This window comes from Nonomuraea sp. NPDC050383, from assembly GCF_044459125.1.
In the GTDB taxonomy this organism is placed as follows: Bacteria; Actinomycetota; Actinomycetes; order Streptosporangiales; family Streptosporangiaceae; genus Nonomuraea.
Genome location: NZ_JBITIP010000011.1, coordinates 146,720 through 159,701 on the forward strand (window position 1 = coordinate 146,720; position 12,982 = coordinate 159,701).

Sequence of the window (12,982 nt, forward strand, 5' to 3'; positions counted from 1 at the left end):
TCCTCGGCCTTCGCGGTCCCCCGCTTTCACGGTCCCCCGCCCGACCACCGGCCCCCGGAGCCTGCCAGAGAAGAAGAGGTGTGGCGTCAGACAGCCGGCCCTTCCCCCTCATAGGCGGAGTAGTAGATCGCCGCCTGCACCCGGCTCCGCAGCCCCAGCTTGTTGAGCACCCTGCTCACATGCGTCTTCGTCGTGGCCTCCGCCATGTCGAGCTCCTTCGCGATCTCCGCGTTGGACAACCCCCGGGCCACGCAAGCCAGCACCTCCCGCTCCCGAGGCGTCAACCCGGCCACAGCCTGCCGATCCCGAGGCGGAGGCAGCTCCGCGAACGCCGAGATCAACCGCCGAGTGACCGCCGGCGAAATCAGCCCATCCCCCCGAGCCACCACCCGCACGGCCTCCACCAGCCCGTCCGCATCGGTGTTCTTCAACAAGAACCCCGCCGCCCCAGCCCGAAGCGCCCCGAAGACGTACTCATCCACATCGAACGTCGTCAAGATCAGCACATCGGCGACCCCGGCCAACTCCCGAGTAGCCGATATCCCATCCAGCCGGGGCATCCGCACATCCATCAACACGACATCCGGCCGCATCTCCCGAGCGACCGCCACCGCCTGCTCCCCGTCGGCCGCCTCACCCGCGACCTCGATGTCATCCACACCCCCCAGAATCAGCGCAATCCCGGCCCGAACCGCCGCGTGATCATCCGCCACCACCACCCTGATCGTCATCCACCCACCACCCACTCGCCCCAGCTGTCCGGCGCCCACATGACCCACTCGCCCCGGCGGTCCAGCGCCCACACCACCTGCTGGACCCGACCGCTCGGCGCCCGCACCACCTGCTGGACCTGACGGCTCGGCGCCCGCACCCACCCGTTCACGCGGAAACCAACCCGGTCGGCAGCACTGCCTTCACCCGCCACACCCCAGCCGTATCCAGCCCAGCGCCCGCCCTCACAGCCGAGGCACCAGCTCCGACGACAGCCCCGATCTCACAAGATCCACCTACCAGCGCTGCCCTCTCACGCATCCCGACGATCCCCGCCCCCGACCCCGGCAACCACACCTCACCCCGGCGAAGGCCCACCCCATCACCCGGCTCCTGTTCCGTACCTCCACCGACCCCGACCGCAGTCCCCGAACCATTGCCGGTACGGGCGACACCCCCAGCCCCCGAACCGTTGCCGGTTTGGGCGACAACCCCAGCCCCCGAACCATTGCCAGAACGAGCGACACCCCCAGCCGCACTCGACCGACGGACAGGATTGTCGACGATCACCGTCACGCACCCAGCCCCATAACCCAGCACCACCTCAGCCGACCGGTCCCCATGCTTCAGCGCATTGGTCAACGCCTCTTGCAAGATCCGATACCCCGCCAGATCAACCGAGGCCGGCAACTCCCGAGGCTCCCCCGCGACCCGCAACCCGACCTCCATCCCGGCCCGCCGAGCCCGCTCCACCAAACTCTCAGCGTCCGCCAGCCGAGGCCGCACGGCGTCACCATCACCCCCGCCCGCACCTCCACCTGGGCCTTCGCCACTGTCCTGCCGTAACAGCCCGATCATGGCCCGCATCTCAGCCATCCCCTTGACGCTGTTCTCCCGAACCGACTCCATGACCCCCCGCACGGTCATCGAATCCAGATCTTTCCGGGACAGAACGGCCGTGGCCTGAATGGCAATGGCGCTGAAGTGGTTGGCCACCATGTCATGCAGCTCCCGCGCCATCGCAGCACGCTCACTCGCGATGGCAGCCTGCCGATCCAACTCCGCGAGGCGCGCCACCTGCTCCGCGCGAGCCCGTTCGGCGGCGGCCTGCTCCCGTTGCTGCCGCAGCACCATCGCCGTCGTAACCGGCGAAATGAGCACCAGCCCTGCCTGAACCGCATAAACGGCCGGCAACCGCCAGTCCTCAGTCACAAACCACGTCAACGCCCCGACCAGCACGGCGAGACAGCACGCAATCCCCAGCAACCACCGCGAGAACCTCGCCGGCCCATACAGCGCCGCAGCGTAGATGTTGTCCGTATAGATCAACAACGTGGGCAGCGAAGGCCCCACGAAGAGGTCCACCACCACCCCCAACGTCCCCAGCCCCAACGCCCCCAGTGGCGTCCGCCACCGCACGGCGACGCCGGCGCACGTCAACGCCAGCGGAACAAGGAGCGCCCACTCATCCGCCCCACGGCGAAAATAGGCGCCACCCGCGACAAGCAGCGCCCCACACAGGAACGCCGCCACGGCCCACAGCCCCGCTCTCCGCATGCCCCCCATCCCACCACCTCGGGCCGCCGAGCCCCTCCCCCCTCGGGCCACCTGTGGATACACCCTTCGATGTATCCACAGGCTCCTATCCACCGACGATGTACGACGCCCTCGCCCCCGCCACCATGGAACCCGTGATTGTCGCCATCCTCATCGGCTGCGAAATCGGCTTCTGGCTCCTGCTCGCCCTGGGCCTGGCGTCCCGCTACCTGTGGAAGCGCCGCACCGTCAGCACCGCCCTGCTCCTGTGCGTACCGCTCCTGGACGTGATCCTGCTCACGGCAGCCGTCATCGACATGAGAGGCGGCGCCGTGGCGGACATCAGACACGGCCTCGCGACCGCCTACCTGTCGTACTCGATCGTCTTCGGCCACCGCACGATCCGCTGGGCCGACGCCAAGTTCCACCACCGCTTCGCCGGCGGTCCCCCGCCCCCACGCCCACCAGCGGGCGGCATGCCCCGAGCCCGCTACGAATGGGCCCTATGGCTCCGCATAGTCCTCGCCTACGCCCTCACCTGGGCCATCGTCCAAGCCCTCATCTGGCTGGTAGCCGACCCGACACGCACGGACCCCCTACTCGCCTTCGTCGGCGGCCTCCTCAAGATCCCCCTCATCGCCCTGATCTGGCCGGTCAGCTACACCCTCTGGCCCCGCAAACCCGAGTCCGCCAGATCCTGACCCCAAAACCGGTTCGAGGCACAGCCGAAGGTCCGCTATGCTTGCTTACGCAGCGAGCGGCCGTAGCTCAATGGATAGAGCATCTGACTACGGATCAGAAGGTTGGGGTTTCGAGTACCTCCGGCCGCACAGCAGATCAAAGGCCCTTCGGGATCATCCCGGAGGGCCTTTTTCGTGGCCGTACAGCAGCGTTGTACAGCAACGTCGCCACACACAGTCGGAGTCCGACGCACGCAGCAGGCCCTGCGCCCTGACCTCCAGGGGCGGCCACCGACGACCCTGCTCAGGCGCCGCCGAGGCCTTCCCGGAGGCGGCGAACCCACTCCGCGGGGAAGACCAGCTCAAGCCGCTCTCTGCTGATTTCCAACATCCCCTCCTTCGCCAACGGAAGGAGAGCGCTGTCCTGAACGGCCTTGTGATTCTCGGGGGCCGGACAGATCAGGACGGCGAGGATACGGCACGTCCGTTGCAGATCCTCGATCCCGGTGGCTTGGATCATGCTCTTGATGGGCTCCCACGCCGTCCGTACGGCAAGCCCCACCAGCGGTTCTAGGAGAGGGCTGCGTCGATCGGTCTTTCGGGACTGCATGATGGCCGTCGTCACGTACTCCGGTATTTGGTCCATGGTTTTCGAGAACTTCTCGATGGCCTCGGCCAGGCTGGCGAGGAGGTCGCACCAGAAGTGATCGGCAAGTCGTCTTCTGGCCTCTCGTGGCTTGCTGCCGCCGAACCTCTTATCGAGTTCCTCGATTACGGGGCCGGTTAGGACGTCTCCGACTTTCTGGATGCGTTCGATCGTGTCAGGGTTTTCGGCTAGCCAGTCGACGAGATCGGCTGTGGCGCTATCGGTGGCGGCTGCCTTTCTCCGGCTGGATGGCTGTCGTCGTCCGATGGGCGGTGGTGCCGCCGCCCATCTGCAGTCGCTGTCGTCTCTCGCCTCTTGACGAGCCACGGGGGAGGGGTCACGAGCCAGCAAGAGGCTGTGGGTCCAGCCATGCTGTGCCCCACCGCACGCGGAACATCCACATTGATGCCCTTTGGCCCGTTCACAACTCACAGGGTGCGTCATTCGCCCTCCGCTACGTTCGGGAAAGTGAACTGGCGACTCGCTGGAAGCCCTATTCCTTTGAACCACATACGCCGAAAAGTGAAATGGTCGCCGTAGTCAGTCCGGCATGCCTATTCGGCTATGAGAAGAGGTCGAGAACGAACAAAGCCCCTTTAGGGTGATCCCAAAGGGGCTTTGCGGTAGCGGAAGATTTGTTATGTCTCGCTTGAGCGGTCGAGGCTCTGATCGAGCCGGTCGAGTGCCTTGCGGGTTTCCGGGCTGGGGATCTGGGTGTAAACGTCCATGGTCATCGAGATCTGCGAGTGCCGCAGGATACGCATAGCCACGCGCGGGTGGACGTCGAGGGCGGCCAGGAGCGAGGCGCAGGTGTGGCGGGTGTCGTGTACGCGGATGCGCGGGACGCCCGCGTTGCGGCAGTGGGTTTCGAAGGCGCGGTTGAAGTTGCGCGGTTCGATCGGTGTGCCGGTTCGGGTGGTGAAGGTCAGGTCTGAGGGCTTCCATCCGTCCCCGGCCGCCTTGCGGGCCGCCTCCTGGACGCGCCGGCGGTGACGGAGTGCGGAGACACAGAGGCCGAACAGGGGGAGGGAGGCCGTCGAGTCGTCTGTCTTGGTCGTCTCGCGGTGGAGAAGCCGGCCACCGACCCTGGTGAGCTGGCGGGAGATCCAGAGTTGTTCGCCACCGAGGTCAACGCAGTCCCAGGCCAGGCCGAGGACTTCCCCGCGGCGCAGGCCCAGGACGAGAATTAGCACGTACGCCGCGTAGAGCGGGTCATCAACCTCCCGCAGGTGTACGAGGAACTTGCGGGCCTCGTCGACCGTCCACGCCGCGTGCTGGCGCTTCTTCTTGGTCGTGCTCGGGCTTGGCAGCGTGGTCAGCGATGCGACGTTCTTCGAGATCAGTTCCTCCCGCAGGGCGTGACCAAGGGCGGACCGCAGGACGCGACGGATGCCCGCGATGGTGCTGCGGGACGGGTAGCCCTTGCAGCACTTGCCGAGCGAGCAGCACCGCCGCTTGTGTTCGGGCCGCTTGTGGTCCTTCTTCTGATCACAGCAGGTGCATAGGGTGGGCAGGCTGTTCAACCAGGCTTGTACGTCGCGAACGGTCAGCTTGTCCAGGCGCTTCTTGCCCAGACCGGGGACGATGTAGAGCCGGACGAGTGGCTCGTAGGCGACATAGGTCGTCGGCTCGCGGTTGGGCCTGATCACTTCTTCCAGCCAGCGGGACAGGTAGGCGGTCATGGTGGGGTTCTTCGTCGGCACCGGTCCCTTGCGGGACTGCTCGTGCAGGTTGAGCCACTTCTCGTGGGTCTCCTCGCGGGTCTTGCCGTACGCCCACTTACGGGTGCGCTTGCCCTCCGGGGTGGTGACCCAGACGTAGCCCGCCCAGCCGTCCTTGTAGGGGAAGATCGAGCCTTCCCCGTTCGAGCGCTTTCCCATCAAGCGACCTCCTCACAGAGCCGGGCGACGTAGGTGTCGAGGGCTGAGACCGGGATGCGGCGGCAGCGTTCGCCGACGATGATCGAGGTGATCTCCTCAGAGCGGATGAGGTTGTAGAGGGTCCAGCGGCTGACCTTGAGGATGGCCATCGCCTCGGGGACCGTCAGAAGCTCACAGCTCATGAGGACTCCGTTCGAGGCGAGCTCCGGTGATGGCGGCGGCGAGGAGCTGGTCTCCGACTGAGTGGCCCTTGCCTGCGTACTCCCATTCGCTGATGACGAGGACGGTGTCTTCGTCGAACAGGGGGAGGCGGCCGGTGATGATCTGGTGTTCGTGGATGTGCTGTTCGCGGGCTGCACGGAGGGCGCCGAGGGTGGTGGAGTAGCGGCGGGAGCGGGTGGAGAAGTGGCCGCGGAATCCCAGCATGTGGGCCCACTCTGCGAGCCGGAGTTCGGCCAGCTCTGTCAGGGTGCCTAGGTGCATGCAGGTGGTGATGAGGCGGCGGGCGTGCTCGCGCAGGTTGAAGGCGTCGAGGTTGTCGAGGGGGTTGATGCGGCGGTCGAGGGTGCCGACGCATTCTGCGGCTTTGGTGGCGTACTTGGCGATGTAGCCGGCGACGGCTTGTTCGGTGAGGTCGCCGGTCAGGGTGATGGGGCGGATGTCGAGTTGGGTGCCCCACTTGAACAGGCGGGCGGGTTGGCCGTCGTAGGCGGGGGCCAGGGCGCTGACGACGCGGGCGGCGTGCTCTACAGCCTGCGTCAGGATGTCGGCCGTCGCCCAGGTCGGTGGCGGTGCCGTCGGCCCGCCGGGGCCGTCGAGGCGGATGACGGCGTGGAAGTGGACGACGCCGCGCCGCTGATATTCGGCGACCTTGGCGAACGACACCGTCAGGTGGTGGCGCAGCTCCTTGAGGACCAGGCCGCCGAGCTTGGCCAGGTGGCGGCGTAGGGAGTCGGCGAAGCGCTTCCACAGCAGTGGGGCCAGGGCGTTGAACAGGACTGAGCCGGTGTAGTCGTAGCAGTGCGGGCAGAGCGGTTCGCCGAGGCGAGGGTCGTCGGGGCTGTGCTTGGTGGTGCAGGACATGACGCGGCCGTGCGGGCAGGTGGCGGCGTCGCGCCGAGGGTGGCAGGGCTGGACCTTGCTGCGCTGTTCACGCCGGGCGTGTACCGGGCCGAAGGACGGGGCCGTGAGGGTGATGAACAGCGTGGGGTGTGTGGTCACCGTCTCTGGGACGCCCTTGCCGCCGGTGAGGCCGGCGCGGATGAGGTGGTACGTGTCGGCGCGGTAGACCTCGGCGCAGGCGGGGCAGCGGGAGGCGCGGCGGGTCTTGCAGGGCAGGCGCAGGACGCCGTCGGGTTCGGTTCGGGTGGTGTAGCGGTGCAGGAGCCGGCCAGTGGCGCGGTCGAAGTGGTCGACCTTGCCGCGCAGGTGGATGGGCTGGCGGCAGCCGCTGGTGCGGTGGATCTGAGCGGCCCAGCGGTCGTAGTCGGGGCTGTTGAGCCGGGCGATCATGCCCGCTTTGGCGTGCGCGTGAGTGTGGGTTGCAGGCAAGATGGAGACCTCCTTTCACTCGTTCGGGTGAGGGGACGGCCCCCGACCTGGCGTGTGTCTTGGCGGATGTGCGGCCAGGCCGGGGGCGCTGCGCTTATGGGGCGCCGTGGTTGTCGATGCCGGTGCCGTCGCAGTCGAGGCAGCGGTTGCGGTCGTCGTCGATGCCGGTGCCGTTGCAGGTGCAGCAGCGGTAGTGCGCGATCGCCAGTTCGTGTTCGTCCATGGCGGTCAGGTCCGCTCGCGCGGGTAGGTGGTGACGTAGATGCGCCAGTGGCGGGGCTTGGCGCGGTCGGGGTAGGCGCGCGAGACGCCGGAGACGGTGAAGTTCAGGCGGAGCCGGAATAGGGCGTCGGTGAGTTCGGCGCGGGTGCCGTCGAGGCGGATACGCATGGCCGGTTTCTCCTTTCGTCGGTCAGGTGGCGGGTGTGGGGTCGGGTTGGACGCAGCCGTGGTAGCTGGCGGCTGCCGCGTGGCGGGCGCGGGCTTCGGTGGTGATGGCAATGGCGCGGTACTCGATGGGGCCGAAGCTGATCGCGGTGGTGTAGTGGCCGTAGTCGGTCTCGTCTTTGACGGGGGAGCCCAGGCGGGCTGCGATCTGGTCGATCTCGGCGCGCTGGCCGGTGTCGCTGCCGTCGCGGGTGAAGTGGTAGAGCGGGGCGGTCGCGGAGACGGGGATGTCGGGGTGGGTGTCGAGGAAGTCGGCCAGGCGGCGCAGGCCGGTGATGATGGCGGTTCGGTCGTGGGTCATGGTGGGTCTCCTTCGTGATCAGGCGGTGTGCAGGGTGTGGAGCAGGTCTGTGGCGAGTTGGTTGGAGATGCCGAGGCGGGTGCGCAGGGCGTCGCGGGTGATGGGCTTGCCATGGCGGGTGTGGTGCTCGTCGGCGATGCGGCGGGCGTAGTCGACGAGCGCCGGGGCGGGGCCGCCCTTGAGGACGTCCTGGTCGGCTTCGGTGTCCTGGCGGGACAGGACGGGAGCCGGGGCGCACGACGAGGCAGAGACGAGCGCTGTGGACGGCTCGGAGGCCGGGGTGGGTTCGGCACGCGTGCCGGTGGTCCGGCGTTCGAGCATGGAGACGGCGATGAGGAACGCGCCGGCCGGGGTGGCGGCGGTGATCCAGCCCCACACGGTTGGGTCGGCTTGTTGCAGGTTGGCCGCCAATGAGAGGGCGATGCCGCCGGTCAGGACCAGAACGGGCCACGACAACCGACCGCGCCGTACACGACCGGTCTTTTTGTCGCGTTGGCGTTCGCGGGCGGCCATGACGCAGGTGAGGTCGATGCAGATGGCGACGGCCCAGGACATCCAGCCGGTCTGGCCGTGTTCGGTGGCGGTGTCGCGGATGTGGGTGAACGATCCGGCGCCGGCGATGGCGGCCAGGACGAGCACGGGGCCGGTGTCGAGGAGCCAGCAGGTGATGCGTCGCATCGTTCCTCCCTTCATGGGTTCAGGCGTCGAGCAGTTCGGACGGGTCGGGCTGCGTCAGGTGGGTGGTGATCTCGTCCCAGGGCGGGGTGACATGGGCGTGGGTATGGGCGGCGTGTTCGGCGCTCTGCTCGCTGACGTAGAAGGAGCGGGCTCGGTACCACTGGCCGTCTTGACTGGCGACGATGGCGACACCGGGTGTCTCGGCCGGAATGGCGCGGGCTGAGGCGAGCGCGGCCGGGTCGAGGTCGCCGAGCGTCATGGTTGCGGTCTCTGGATCGTTCACGCGGTGGCAAATCCGTCCCGAGCACTGGGCACGTAGGGCGGTGACGCCGGGACCGAGGTCAGAGCCGATTCGTTGGCCGCAGCAGAACAGGTAGATGCCGAACGCTCGGCCGAGCTGAGCCACCCGCAGCAGCGCGGTCGAAGTCTTGGCGATCTCGTCCTTCTCGCTCTTGTCGGCCATCAGGTACAGCTCGGCTAGCTCGTCGACCAGGACCACGACGGGCACCGGCCGTAGGGCGGGCGGGAGTTGCCAGATGTTGCGGGCAGAGGCTTGGCGGCAGACGCCCATTCGGTCGAGCATGAGCGCGACCAGGTCGTCCAGGAGTCGCCCCGCCTCCTCGCGGCAGGTAGCTAGAGCCGACAGGCGGGGCGCGTACGGTGTGAACTCCACGCCACCTTTGAGGTCGATGCCGACCAAGGCGACGGGTTGTGGAGCGAGGCCGACGATGAGGGCGTTGGCGAGGTTGGACTTGCCGGATTGCGTCGCTCCAGCGTTCAGCCAGTGCGGCACGGTGCGAAAGTCGATCACCCAGGGCTTGCCGGTTTCCAATCGGCCGACGGTGACCTTGAGCAGGTCTGTCGATGGCGGGAGCTGGTCGACGGTGACCAGCGGGTCCCGCATGGTCGCCGCCAGCACGACCCGCCCAGGCCCGGGTGAGGACACGCGGATCGCATGGACACCCCAGGAGTGAGCAAGGCGTTCGGCGGCGTCGGCGTAGTCGCCAGGTGTCTGGCCCTCCAAGGTGTGGACGGTGACGCGCCAGCCGTGCCGCGTCGGCAAGGGCAGCCACATGAACGGCTTGGTGTCGACGGCGACCCGCTGGAAGCGCCGCTTGACCTTGACGATCCCGGTCGAAGCGACCAGGCCGGGCACGGTGGTGAACCACCAGCGCTGCCGCTTCTTGGTCAGCCCGCACCCGAGTGCGATGCGCCGCCAGGACGTACGGACCGAGACAGCGGTGATGGGGAAGCCGACGAGCAGCCAGTACGACGGGTAGTGGAAGCGGCGCCAGGCCCACAGCCCTACCCCGATCAGGGGCAGGACTGCGAGCCAGAGCGGCAGGTTAGACACCGGCGGCCTCCCGGGCCGGGAGCAGCGCCGAGGCGCGGTAGGAGATGCCCCATCGCCCGGACATCTCCCAGACGTAGCCGACCAGGCCGACGGCGTTGACCGGGTCGCCGGCGGTGATGGGCGGCTCGCCGGTGATGCCGATCTTGACGAGTTCGATGCGGCCGAACTCGTCCTCGACCGAGACGGTGACCTCGTAGACGGTGTTGCCGTTCTTGTCGGTCTTGATCTCGCCGGTGTCCCGGTTGAGGACGCGCGGCCGGGGTGCCTTGACGCAGGTGATGGTGAGCTTGCCGGTGTCGACCGGGATCGGGATGGTGCGCATGGCGTGTGACCTCCTCATTCGTCGTAGCCAACATAGTTAACCTAGTTGGCTCAGTTGTCAATGTTGGCGTGGCTGTCTTGCTGTGGTGAGATTGACGCGATGGTCAAGCACACCGGGCGGCCCGGCTACCTCCAGATCGCAGACGATCTCCGCGCCCAGATCCGCGGCGGCGCCCTCGCGCCCGGAACCCCACTCCCGTCCACCGCCCAGCTCGCCGAGGAGTACGACGCCTCCCTGTCGGTGGTGAAGATGGCCGTCGGCATCCTGCGCAACGAGGGCCTGGTCATCGGCCAGCAGGGCAAGGGCGTCTTCGTCCGCGACCAGACCGACACCCCGGCCGCCGGCGACCTGGCCGGCGAGGTCGCCGAACTGCGCACCGCCGTACAAGACCTCTCGGCGCGCCTGGCGAAGGTCGAGGAGCAGTTGGCTACGTCCACTGCACGCCGTCCCTCACGTGGCAGCCGGTGACCCGGCGCGCCAGCGACGCCGACACGCCGGACACCTCACGCCGTAGCGTCATGGCCTTGTCCTGACGGCGGATGCCGACCAGGACCGTGATGTAACCCACCAGCAGCGACACGCCGAGCAGCCCGGCGACGATCAGCGGAAGCCAGCTCACGTCCAGCTCACCCCCGCCGCGGCGACGGTGCGGGGACCGCGTGGGGGACGCCGGGACTCGGCCCGCCGCCGCTCGCGCCGGTTCCTCGCCTGCTGCTTGCGGGTCCAGCGCTCTCGCGCCAGGCACTTGGAGCACTGCACCTGACCGTGGGTCAGCGCGTTGCCGCACTCGCACGAGGGCGTCTCGTCCAGGAAGCTGATCATGTTCATTGGGGCATCTCCTCCTTCGGTTGGGGGCCGTTGTGGCGTTGTGCAACCGAGGATGCGACGCAGAGTCAGGACGAGATCACTACACGACGGGACATGTTCAAGACGTCCGGCCTACGATGTGCAGGTCCCCGGACGTCCTCACTGGGCAGGTGCGATGGCGAACGAACGGCTACGCGCGGCGCTTCTCCAGAAAGGCGTGACCATCGCCGACCTGGCCGACGCGATCGAAGTCGACCCCAAGACCGTCGAACGCTGGATCACCAAAGGACGCGAACCGTACCGAAAGCACCGTTTCGCGACGGCCTCCTACCTCGGCGTCGACGAGACGTACCTCTGGCCCGAAGCCCTCACCCGCGACCAGGTCGCCGCGGCCTCGCAGAGCGAGGTCCTCACGATCTACCCGCACCGATGGGCGGTCCCGCGGGACATCTGGGGACGCCTCTTCTCAGGCGCGTCCGAGGAGATCGACGTCCTCGTCTACAGCGGCCTGTTCCTCGCCGACGACGCCGGCCTGATGCGCATGTTCGGCGCCAAGGCCCGCTCAGGGGTACGCGTCCGAGTCCTGCTCGGCGACCCTGACAGCCACGAGGTCGCCCAGCGCGGCGCCGACGAAGGCATCGGCGACAGCATGGCCGCCCAGATCCGCAGCGCCCTCGTCTTCTACCGCCCCATCATCGGCCTGGACAACTTCGAGCTCAGGCTGCACGACACGATCCTGTACAACTCGATCTACCGCGCCGACGACGAGTACCTGATCAACACCCACGTGTACGGCACCCGCGCCGGCAACGCCCCCGTCCTGCACCTACGCCGCGTGGCCGGAGGCGACATGGTCGCCACCTACGCCGAGAGCTACGAGAAGGTCTGGGCCAAAGCCACCCCGGTAGAGTCCTGACCATGGGCCAGCGCATCGACTTCCACCACGACCCCGACGCGCCCAAACCCAACAGCCTGGTCCCGTCCGTCAACGTCATCGTCACCAACGACGCCGGCGACCTGCTGATGATCCACCGCACCGACAACGACAACTGGGCCCCGCCCGGCGGCGCCATCGACCTGGGGGAGTCAATCCCGCAGGCAGCCGTGCGCGAAACCCTCGAAGAGACCGGTATCACCTGCGAGATCACCGGCCTCGTAGGGACCTACAGCGACCCTGGCCACGTGATCCTCTACACCTCCAACGGCGAGGCCCGCCAAGAGTTCTCCATCGTCCTCACCGCACGAGCCGTCAGCGGTAAGCCGACCCCAAGCGACGAATCCCGCGAGGTCCGATGGATGCCTCGCGGACAGGTCCTCTCCTTGCGCATGGATCGATCGATGAGGATGCGGATCGAGCGCTATCTCTCGGAGGCGTCGTCGCCGTACGTCGGCTAAGCCCCGCGCTCATCCAAGAAGCGTCGCCTACGGGGCAACCACTCATTCACCGCGCCGGTCATGCAACTCTCGGCGAACGCGCACAGCTCGTCCATGTACGCCTTCTTCTCAGCGGGATCGACCTCTCGTGTGGCCGAGCTCTCCCACAGGCCTCCTGGGGCGAGGAATCGAGCGGCGTAATTCGTCCCACGGCGCTCATCAAGGTGGAGGAGAGCCCCCATCGCGTCGTCCTGGTCGTAGCGACAGTCCAGCTGAGGGAGATACCGATCCAGATAGGCGCCCAGGAGCGCGGCGTCCTGCTCTTCAGCGAACCTCGCCAGCGCGAAGCAGTACGCCCCACCCACGTAGACCATCTCACTCTCCAACAGCAGCGTTCCGAGCCGTTCCCGGAACCGCGTCCGCCGGTCGAGGCCGATCAGCCAGGCGGCGGTCGACCGAGAGCGCCATTCGAAGTCCAGCAGCATCTCAAGACCATCATCTGTGATCCTTCGCGCATCTCTGGCCAGCAACCGCCCGAACCGGATCAGCTTTCGGTCAGGCAGCATCATGAAGGAGCCCATGAGATGCATGGACCGCGGTCTCCCGCCTGTCTTCGCGCCGACGTAACGTCGGACGACGGCGACCTGCTTGAGCTCGGACAGGGTCGGTAACCACATGAGGTCATCATGCCGGGA

At 67.5% G+C, this 12,982-nt stretch carries 20 protein-coding genes and 1 tRNA gene; 5 read left to right on the plus strand and 16 right to left on the minus strand.

Going from position 1 to position 12,982, the window contains the following annotated elements; genetic code table 11:
- Nucleotides 1-86: 86 nt before the first annotated feature.
- From ACIBG4_RS26590 to ACIBG4_RS26600, 3 genes are read right to left on the minus strand one after another with little or no spacing between them, the layout of a single operon-like run.
- Nucleotides 87-731, minus strand: a complete 645-nt coding sequence (locus ACIBG4_RS26590; protein WP_397204122.1) for a response regulator — start codon at nucleotides 729-731, stop codon at nucleotides 87-89.
- Nucleotides 728-883 carry a hypothetical protein gene (locus tag ACIBG4_RS26595; RefSeq protein ID WP_397204123.1) on the minus strand — a complete coding sequence of 52 codons (156 nt, stop codon included), beginning with the start codon at nucleotides 881-883 and terminating at the stop codon, nucleotides 728-730. Before ACIBG4_RS26595 ends, ACIBG4_RS26590 begins: the two co-directional genes overlap by 4 nt.
- On the minus strand, nucleotides 880-2,082 hold the full coding sequence (locus ACIBG4_RS26600; protein WP_397204124.1) for a sensor histidine kinase: 1,203 nt from the start codon (nucleotides 2,080-2,082) through the stop codon (nucleotides 880-882). The genes ACIBG4_RS26595 and ACIBG4_RS26600 overlap by 4 nt, the downstream gene beginning before the upstream one ends.
- 320 nt (nucleotides 2,083-2,402) lie before the next feature.
- Here ACIBG4_RS26600 and ACIBG4_RS26605 point away from each other — a divergent pair, with 320 nt between their 5' ends.
- Complete coding sequence (locus tag ACIBG4_RS26605; protein WP_397204125.1) at nucleotides 2,403-2,948, plus strand: hypothetical protein; 546 nt, start codon at nucleotides 2,403-2,405, stop codon at nucleotides 2,946-2,948.
- Between the two features lie 56 nt (nucleotides 2,949-3,004).
- A tRNA-Arg gene (locus ACIBG4_RS26610) sits at nucleotides 3,005-3,077 on the plus strand.
- Between the two features lie 154 nt (nucleotides 3,078-3,231).
- Here ACIBG4_RS26610 and ACIBG4_RS26615 read toward each other — a convergent pair.
- From ACIBG4_RS26615 to ACIBG4_RS26660, 10 genes are all read right to left on the minus strand, one after another.
- Nucleotides 3,232-3,900, minus strand: coding sequence for a hypothetical protein (locus tag ACIBG4_RS26615; RefSeq protein ID WP_397204126.1), 669 nt, complete (start codon nucleotides 3,898-3,900; stop codon nucleotides 3,232-3,234).
- A 311-nt stretch (nucleotides 3,901-4,211) separates the two neighbouring features.
- A complete protein-coding gene (gene xerC / locus ACIBG4_RS26620) occupies nucleotides 4,212-5,453 on the minus strand; it encodes a tyrosine recombinase XerC (protein ID WP_397204127.1) in 1,242 nt (413 codons plus the stop codon).
- Nucleotides 5,453-5,635, minus strand: a complete 183-nt coding sequence (locus ACIBG4_RS26625) for a helix-turn-helix domain-containing protein (protein WP_253769824.1) — start codon at nucleotides 5,633-5,635, stop codon at nucleotides 5,453-5,455. The genes xerC and ACIBG4_RS26625 overlap by 1 nt, the downstream gene beginning before the upstream one ends.
- Nucleotides 5,625-6,965 (minus strand): replication initiator, encoded by a 1,341-nt coding sequence (locus tag ACIBG4_RS26630; protein ID WP_397204249.1) that lies wholly within the window; start codon nucleotides 6,963-6,965, stop codon nucleotides 5,625-5,627. Before ACIBG4_RS26630 ends, ACIBG4_RS26625 begins: the two co-directional genes overlap by 11 nt.
- A gap of 133 nt (nucleotides 6,966-7,098) precedes the next feature.
- Nucleotides 7,099-7,227 carry a hypothetical protein gene (locus ACIBG4_RS26635; RefSeq protein WP_397204128.1) on the minus strand — a complete coding sequence of 43 codons (129 nt, stop codon included), beginning with the start codon at nucleotides 7,225-7,227 and terminating at the stop codon, nucleotides 7,099-7,101.
- Nucleotides 7,228-7,232: 5 nt separating this feature from the next.
- On the minus strand, nucleotides 7,233-7,394 hold the full coding sequence (locus ACIBG4_RS26640) for a hypothetical protein (RefSeq protein ID WP_397204129.1): 162 nt from the start codon (nucleotides 7,392-7,394) through the stop codon (nucleotides 7,233-7,235).
- A gap of 22 nt (nucleotides 7,395-7,416) precedes the next feature.
- A complete protein-coding gene (locus tag ACIBG4_RS26645) occupies nucleotides 7,417-7,752 on the minus strand; it encodes a hypothetical protein (protein WP_397204130.1) in 336 nt (111 codons plus the stop codon).
- An 18-nt stretch (nucleotides 7,753-7,770) separates the two neighbouring features.
- The gene (locus ACIBG4_RS26650; protein ID WP_397204131.1) at nucleotides 7,771-8,430 is read right to left on the minus strand and encodes a DUF2637 domain-containing protein; all 660 of its coding nucleotides are present in this window, start codon (nucleotides 8,428-8,430) and stop codon (nucleotides 7,771-7,773) included.
- A 19-nt stretch (nucleotides 8,431-8,449) separates the two neighbouring features.
- Nucleotides 8,450-9,784: an FtsK/SpoIIIE domain-containing protein gene (locus ACIBG4_RS26655; RefSeq protein ID WP_397204133.1), complete on the minus strand. Its 1,335-nt coding sequence runs from the start codon at nucleotides 9,782-9,784 to the stop codon at nucleotides 8,450-8,452.
- Nucleotides 9,777-10,106, minus strand: a complete 330-nt coding sequence (locus ACIBG4_RS26660; protein ID WP_185083445.1) for a hypothetical protein — start codon at nucleotides 10,104-10,106, stop codon at nucleotides 9,777-9,779. Before ACIBG4_RS26660 ends, ACIBG4_RS26655 begins: the two co-directional genes overlap by 8 nt.
- A 99-nt stretch (nucleotides 10,107-10,205) precedes the next feature.
- Between ACIBG4_RS26660 and ACIBG4_RS26665 the strand changes: the two genes are divergently transcribed.
- Complete coding sequence (locus tag ACIBG4_RS26665) at nucleotides 10,206-10,574, plus strand: GntR family transcriptional regulator (protein WP_397204134.1); 369 nt, start codon at nucleotides 10,206-10,208, stop codon at nucleotides 10,572-10,574.
- Here the strand turns inward: ACIBG4_RS26665 and ACIBG4_RS26670 are convergent.
- Together ACIBG4_RS26670 and ACIBG4_RS26675 are read right to left on the minus strand one after the other, a co-directional pair.
- The gene (locus ACIBG4_RS26670; RefSeq protein WP_397204135.1) at nucleotides 10,534-10,725 is read right to left on the minus strand and encodes a hypothetical protein; all 192 of its coding nucleotides are present in this window, start codon (nucleotides 10,723-10,725) and stop codon (nucleotides 10,534-10,536) included. The genes ACIBG4_RS26665 and ACIBG4_RS26670 overlap by 41 nt on opposite strands.
- A complete protein-coding gene (locus ACIBG4_RS26675) occupies nucleotides 10,722-10,934 on the minus strand; it encodes a hypothetical protein (protein WP_397204136.1) in 213 nt (70 codons plus the stop codon). The genes ACIBG4_RS26670 and ACIBG4_RS26675 overlap by 4 nt, the downstream gene beginning before the upstream one ends.
- A 154-nt stretch (nucleotides 10,935-11,088) precedes the next feature.
- Here ACIBG4_RS26675 and ACIBG4_RS26680 point away from each other — a divergent pair, with 154 nt between their 5' ends.
- Together ACIBG4_RS26680 and ACIBG4_RS26685 are read left to right on the plus strand one after the other, a co-directional pair.
- Nucleotides 11,089-11,829 (plus strand): XRE family transcriptional regulator, encoded by a 741-nt coding sequence (locus ACIBG4_RS26680; protein ID WP_397204137.1) that lies wholly within the window; start codon nucleotides 11,089-11,091, stop codon nucleotides 11,827-11,829.
- A gap of 2 nt (nucleotides 11,830-11,831) precedes the next feature.
- A complete protein-coding gene (locus tag ACIBG4_RS26685; RefSeq protein WP_397204138.1) occupies nucleotides 11,832-12,308 on the plus strand; it encodes an NUDIX hydrolase in 477 nt (158 codons plus the stop codon).
- Here the strand turns inward: ACIBG4_RS26685 and ACIBG4_RS26690 are convergent.
- A complete protein-coding gene (locus ACIBG4_RS26690) occupies nucleotides 12,305-12,964 on the minus strand; it encodes a DUF6000 family protein (protein WP_397204139.1) in 660 nt (219 codons plus the stop codon). The two genes, ACIBG4_RS26685 and ACIBG4_RS26690, sit on opposite strands and share 4 nt — an antisense overlap.
- Nucleotides 12,965-12,982 lie beyond the last annotated feature (18 nt).

What these genes read in the sequence shown, in the direction of transcription:
- ACIBG4_RS26645 (WP_397204130.1), bottom strand. Translation starts at nt 7,752, where the DNA reads ATGACCCACGACCGAACCGCCATCATCACCGGCCTGCGCCGCCTGGCC.
- ACIBG4_RS26665 (WP_397204134.1), top strand. Translation starts at nt 10,206, where the DNA reads ATGGTCAAGCACACCGGGCGGCCCGGCTACCTCCAGATCGCAGACGAT.
- ACIBG4_RS26675 (WP_397204136.1), bottom strand. Translation starts at nt 10,934, where the DNA reads ATGAACATGATCAGCTTCCTGGACGAGACGCCCTCGTGCGAGTGCGGC.
- ACIBG4_RS26640 (WP_397204129.1), bottom strand. Translation starts at nt 7,394, where the DNA reads ATGCGTATCCGCCTCGACGGCACCCGCGCCGAACTCACCGACGCCCTA.
- ACIBG4_RS26650 (WP_397204131.1), bottom strand. Translation starts at nt 8,430, where the DNA reads ATGCGACGCATCACCTGCTGGCTCCTCGACACCGGCCCCGTGCTCGTC.
- ACIBG4_RS26625 (WP_253769824.1), bottom strand. Translation starts at nt 5,635, where the DNA reads ATGAGCTGTGAGCTTCTGACGGTCCCCGAGGCGATGGCCATCCTCAAG.
- xerC (WP_397204127.1), bottom strand. Translation starts at nt 5,453, where the DNA reads ATGGGAAAGCGCTCGAACGGGGAAGGCTCGATCTTCCCCTACAAGGAC.
- ACIBG4_RS26635 (WP_397204128.1), bottom strand. Translation starts at nt 7,227, where the DNA reads ATGGACGAACACGAACTGGCGATCGCGCACTACCGCTGCTGCACCTGC.
- ACIBG4_RS26660 (WP_185083445.1), bottom strand. Translation starts at nt 10,106, where the DNA reads ATGCGCACCATCCCGATCCCGGTCGACACCGGCAAGCTCACCATCACC.
- ACIBG4_RS26685 (WP_397204138.1), top strand. Translation starts at nt 11,832, where the DNA reads ATGGGCCAGCGCATCGACTTCCACCACGACCCCGACGCGCCCAAACCC.
- ACIBG4_RS26630 (WP_397204249.1), bottom strand. Translation starts at nt 6,965, where the DNA reads ATGATCGCCCGGCTCAACAGCCCCGACTACGACCGCTGGGCCGCTCAG.
- ACIBG4_RS26590 (WP_397204122.1), bottom strand. Translation starts at nt 731, where the DNA reads ATGACGATCAGGGTGGTGGTGGCGGATGATCACGCGGCGGTTCGGGCC.
- ACIBG4_RS26690 (WP_397204139.1), bottom strand. Translation starts at nt 12,964, where the DNA reads ATGTGGTTACCGACCCTGTCCGAGCTCAAGCAGGTCGCCGTCGTCCGA.
- ACIBG4_RS26680 (WP_397204137.1), top strand. Translation starts at nt 11,089, where the DNA reads ATGGCGAACGAACGGCTACGCGCGGCGCTTCTCCAGAAAGGCGTGACC.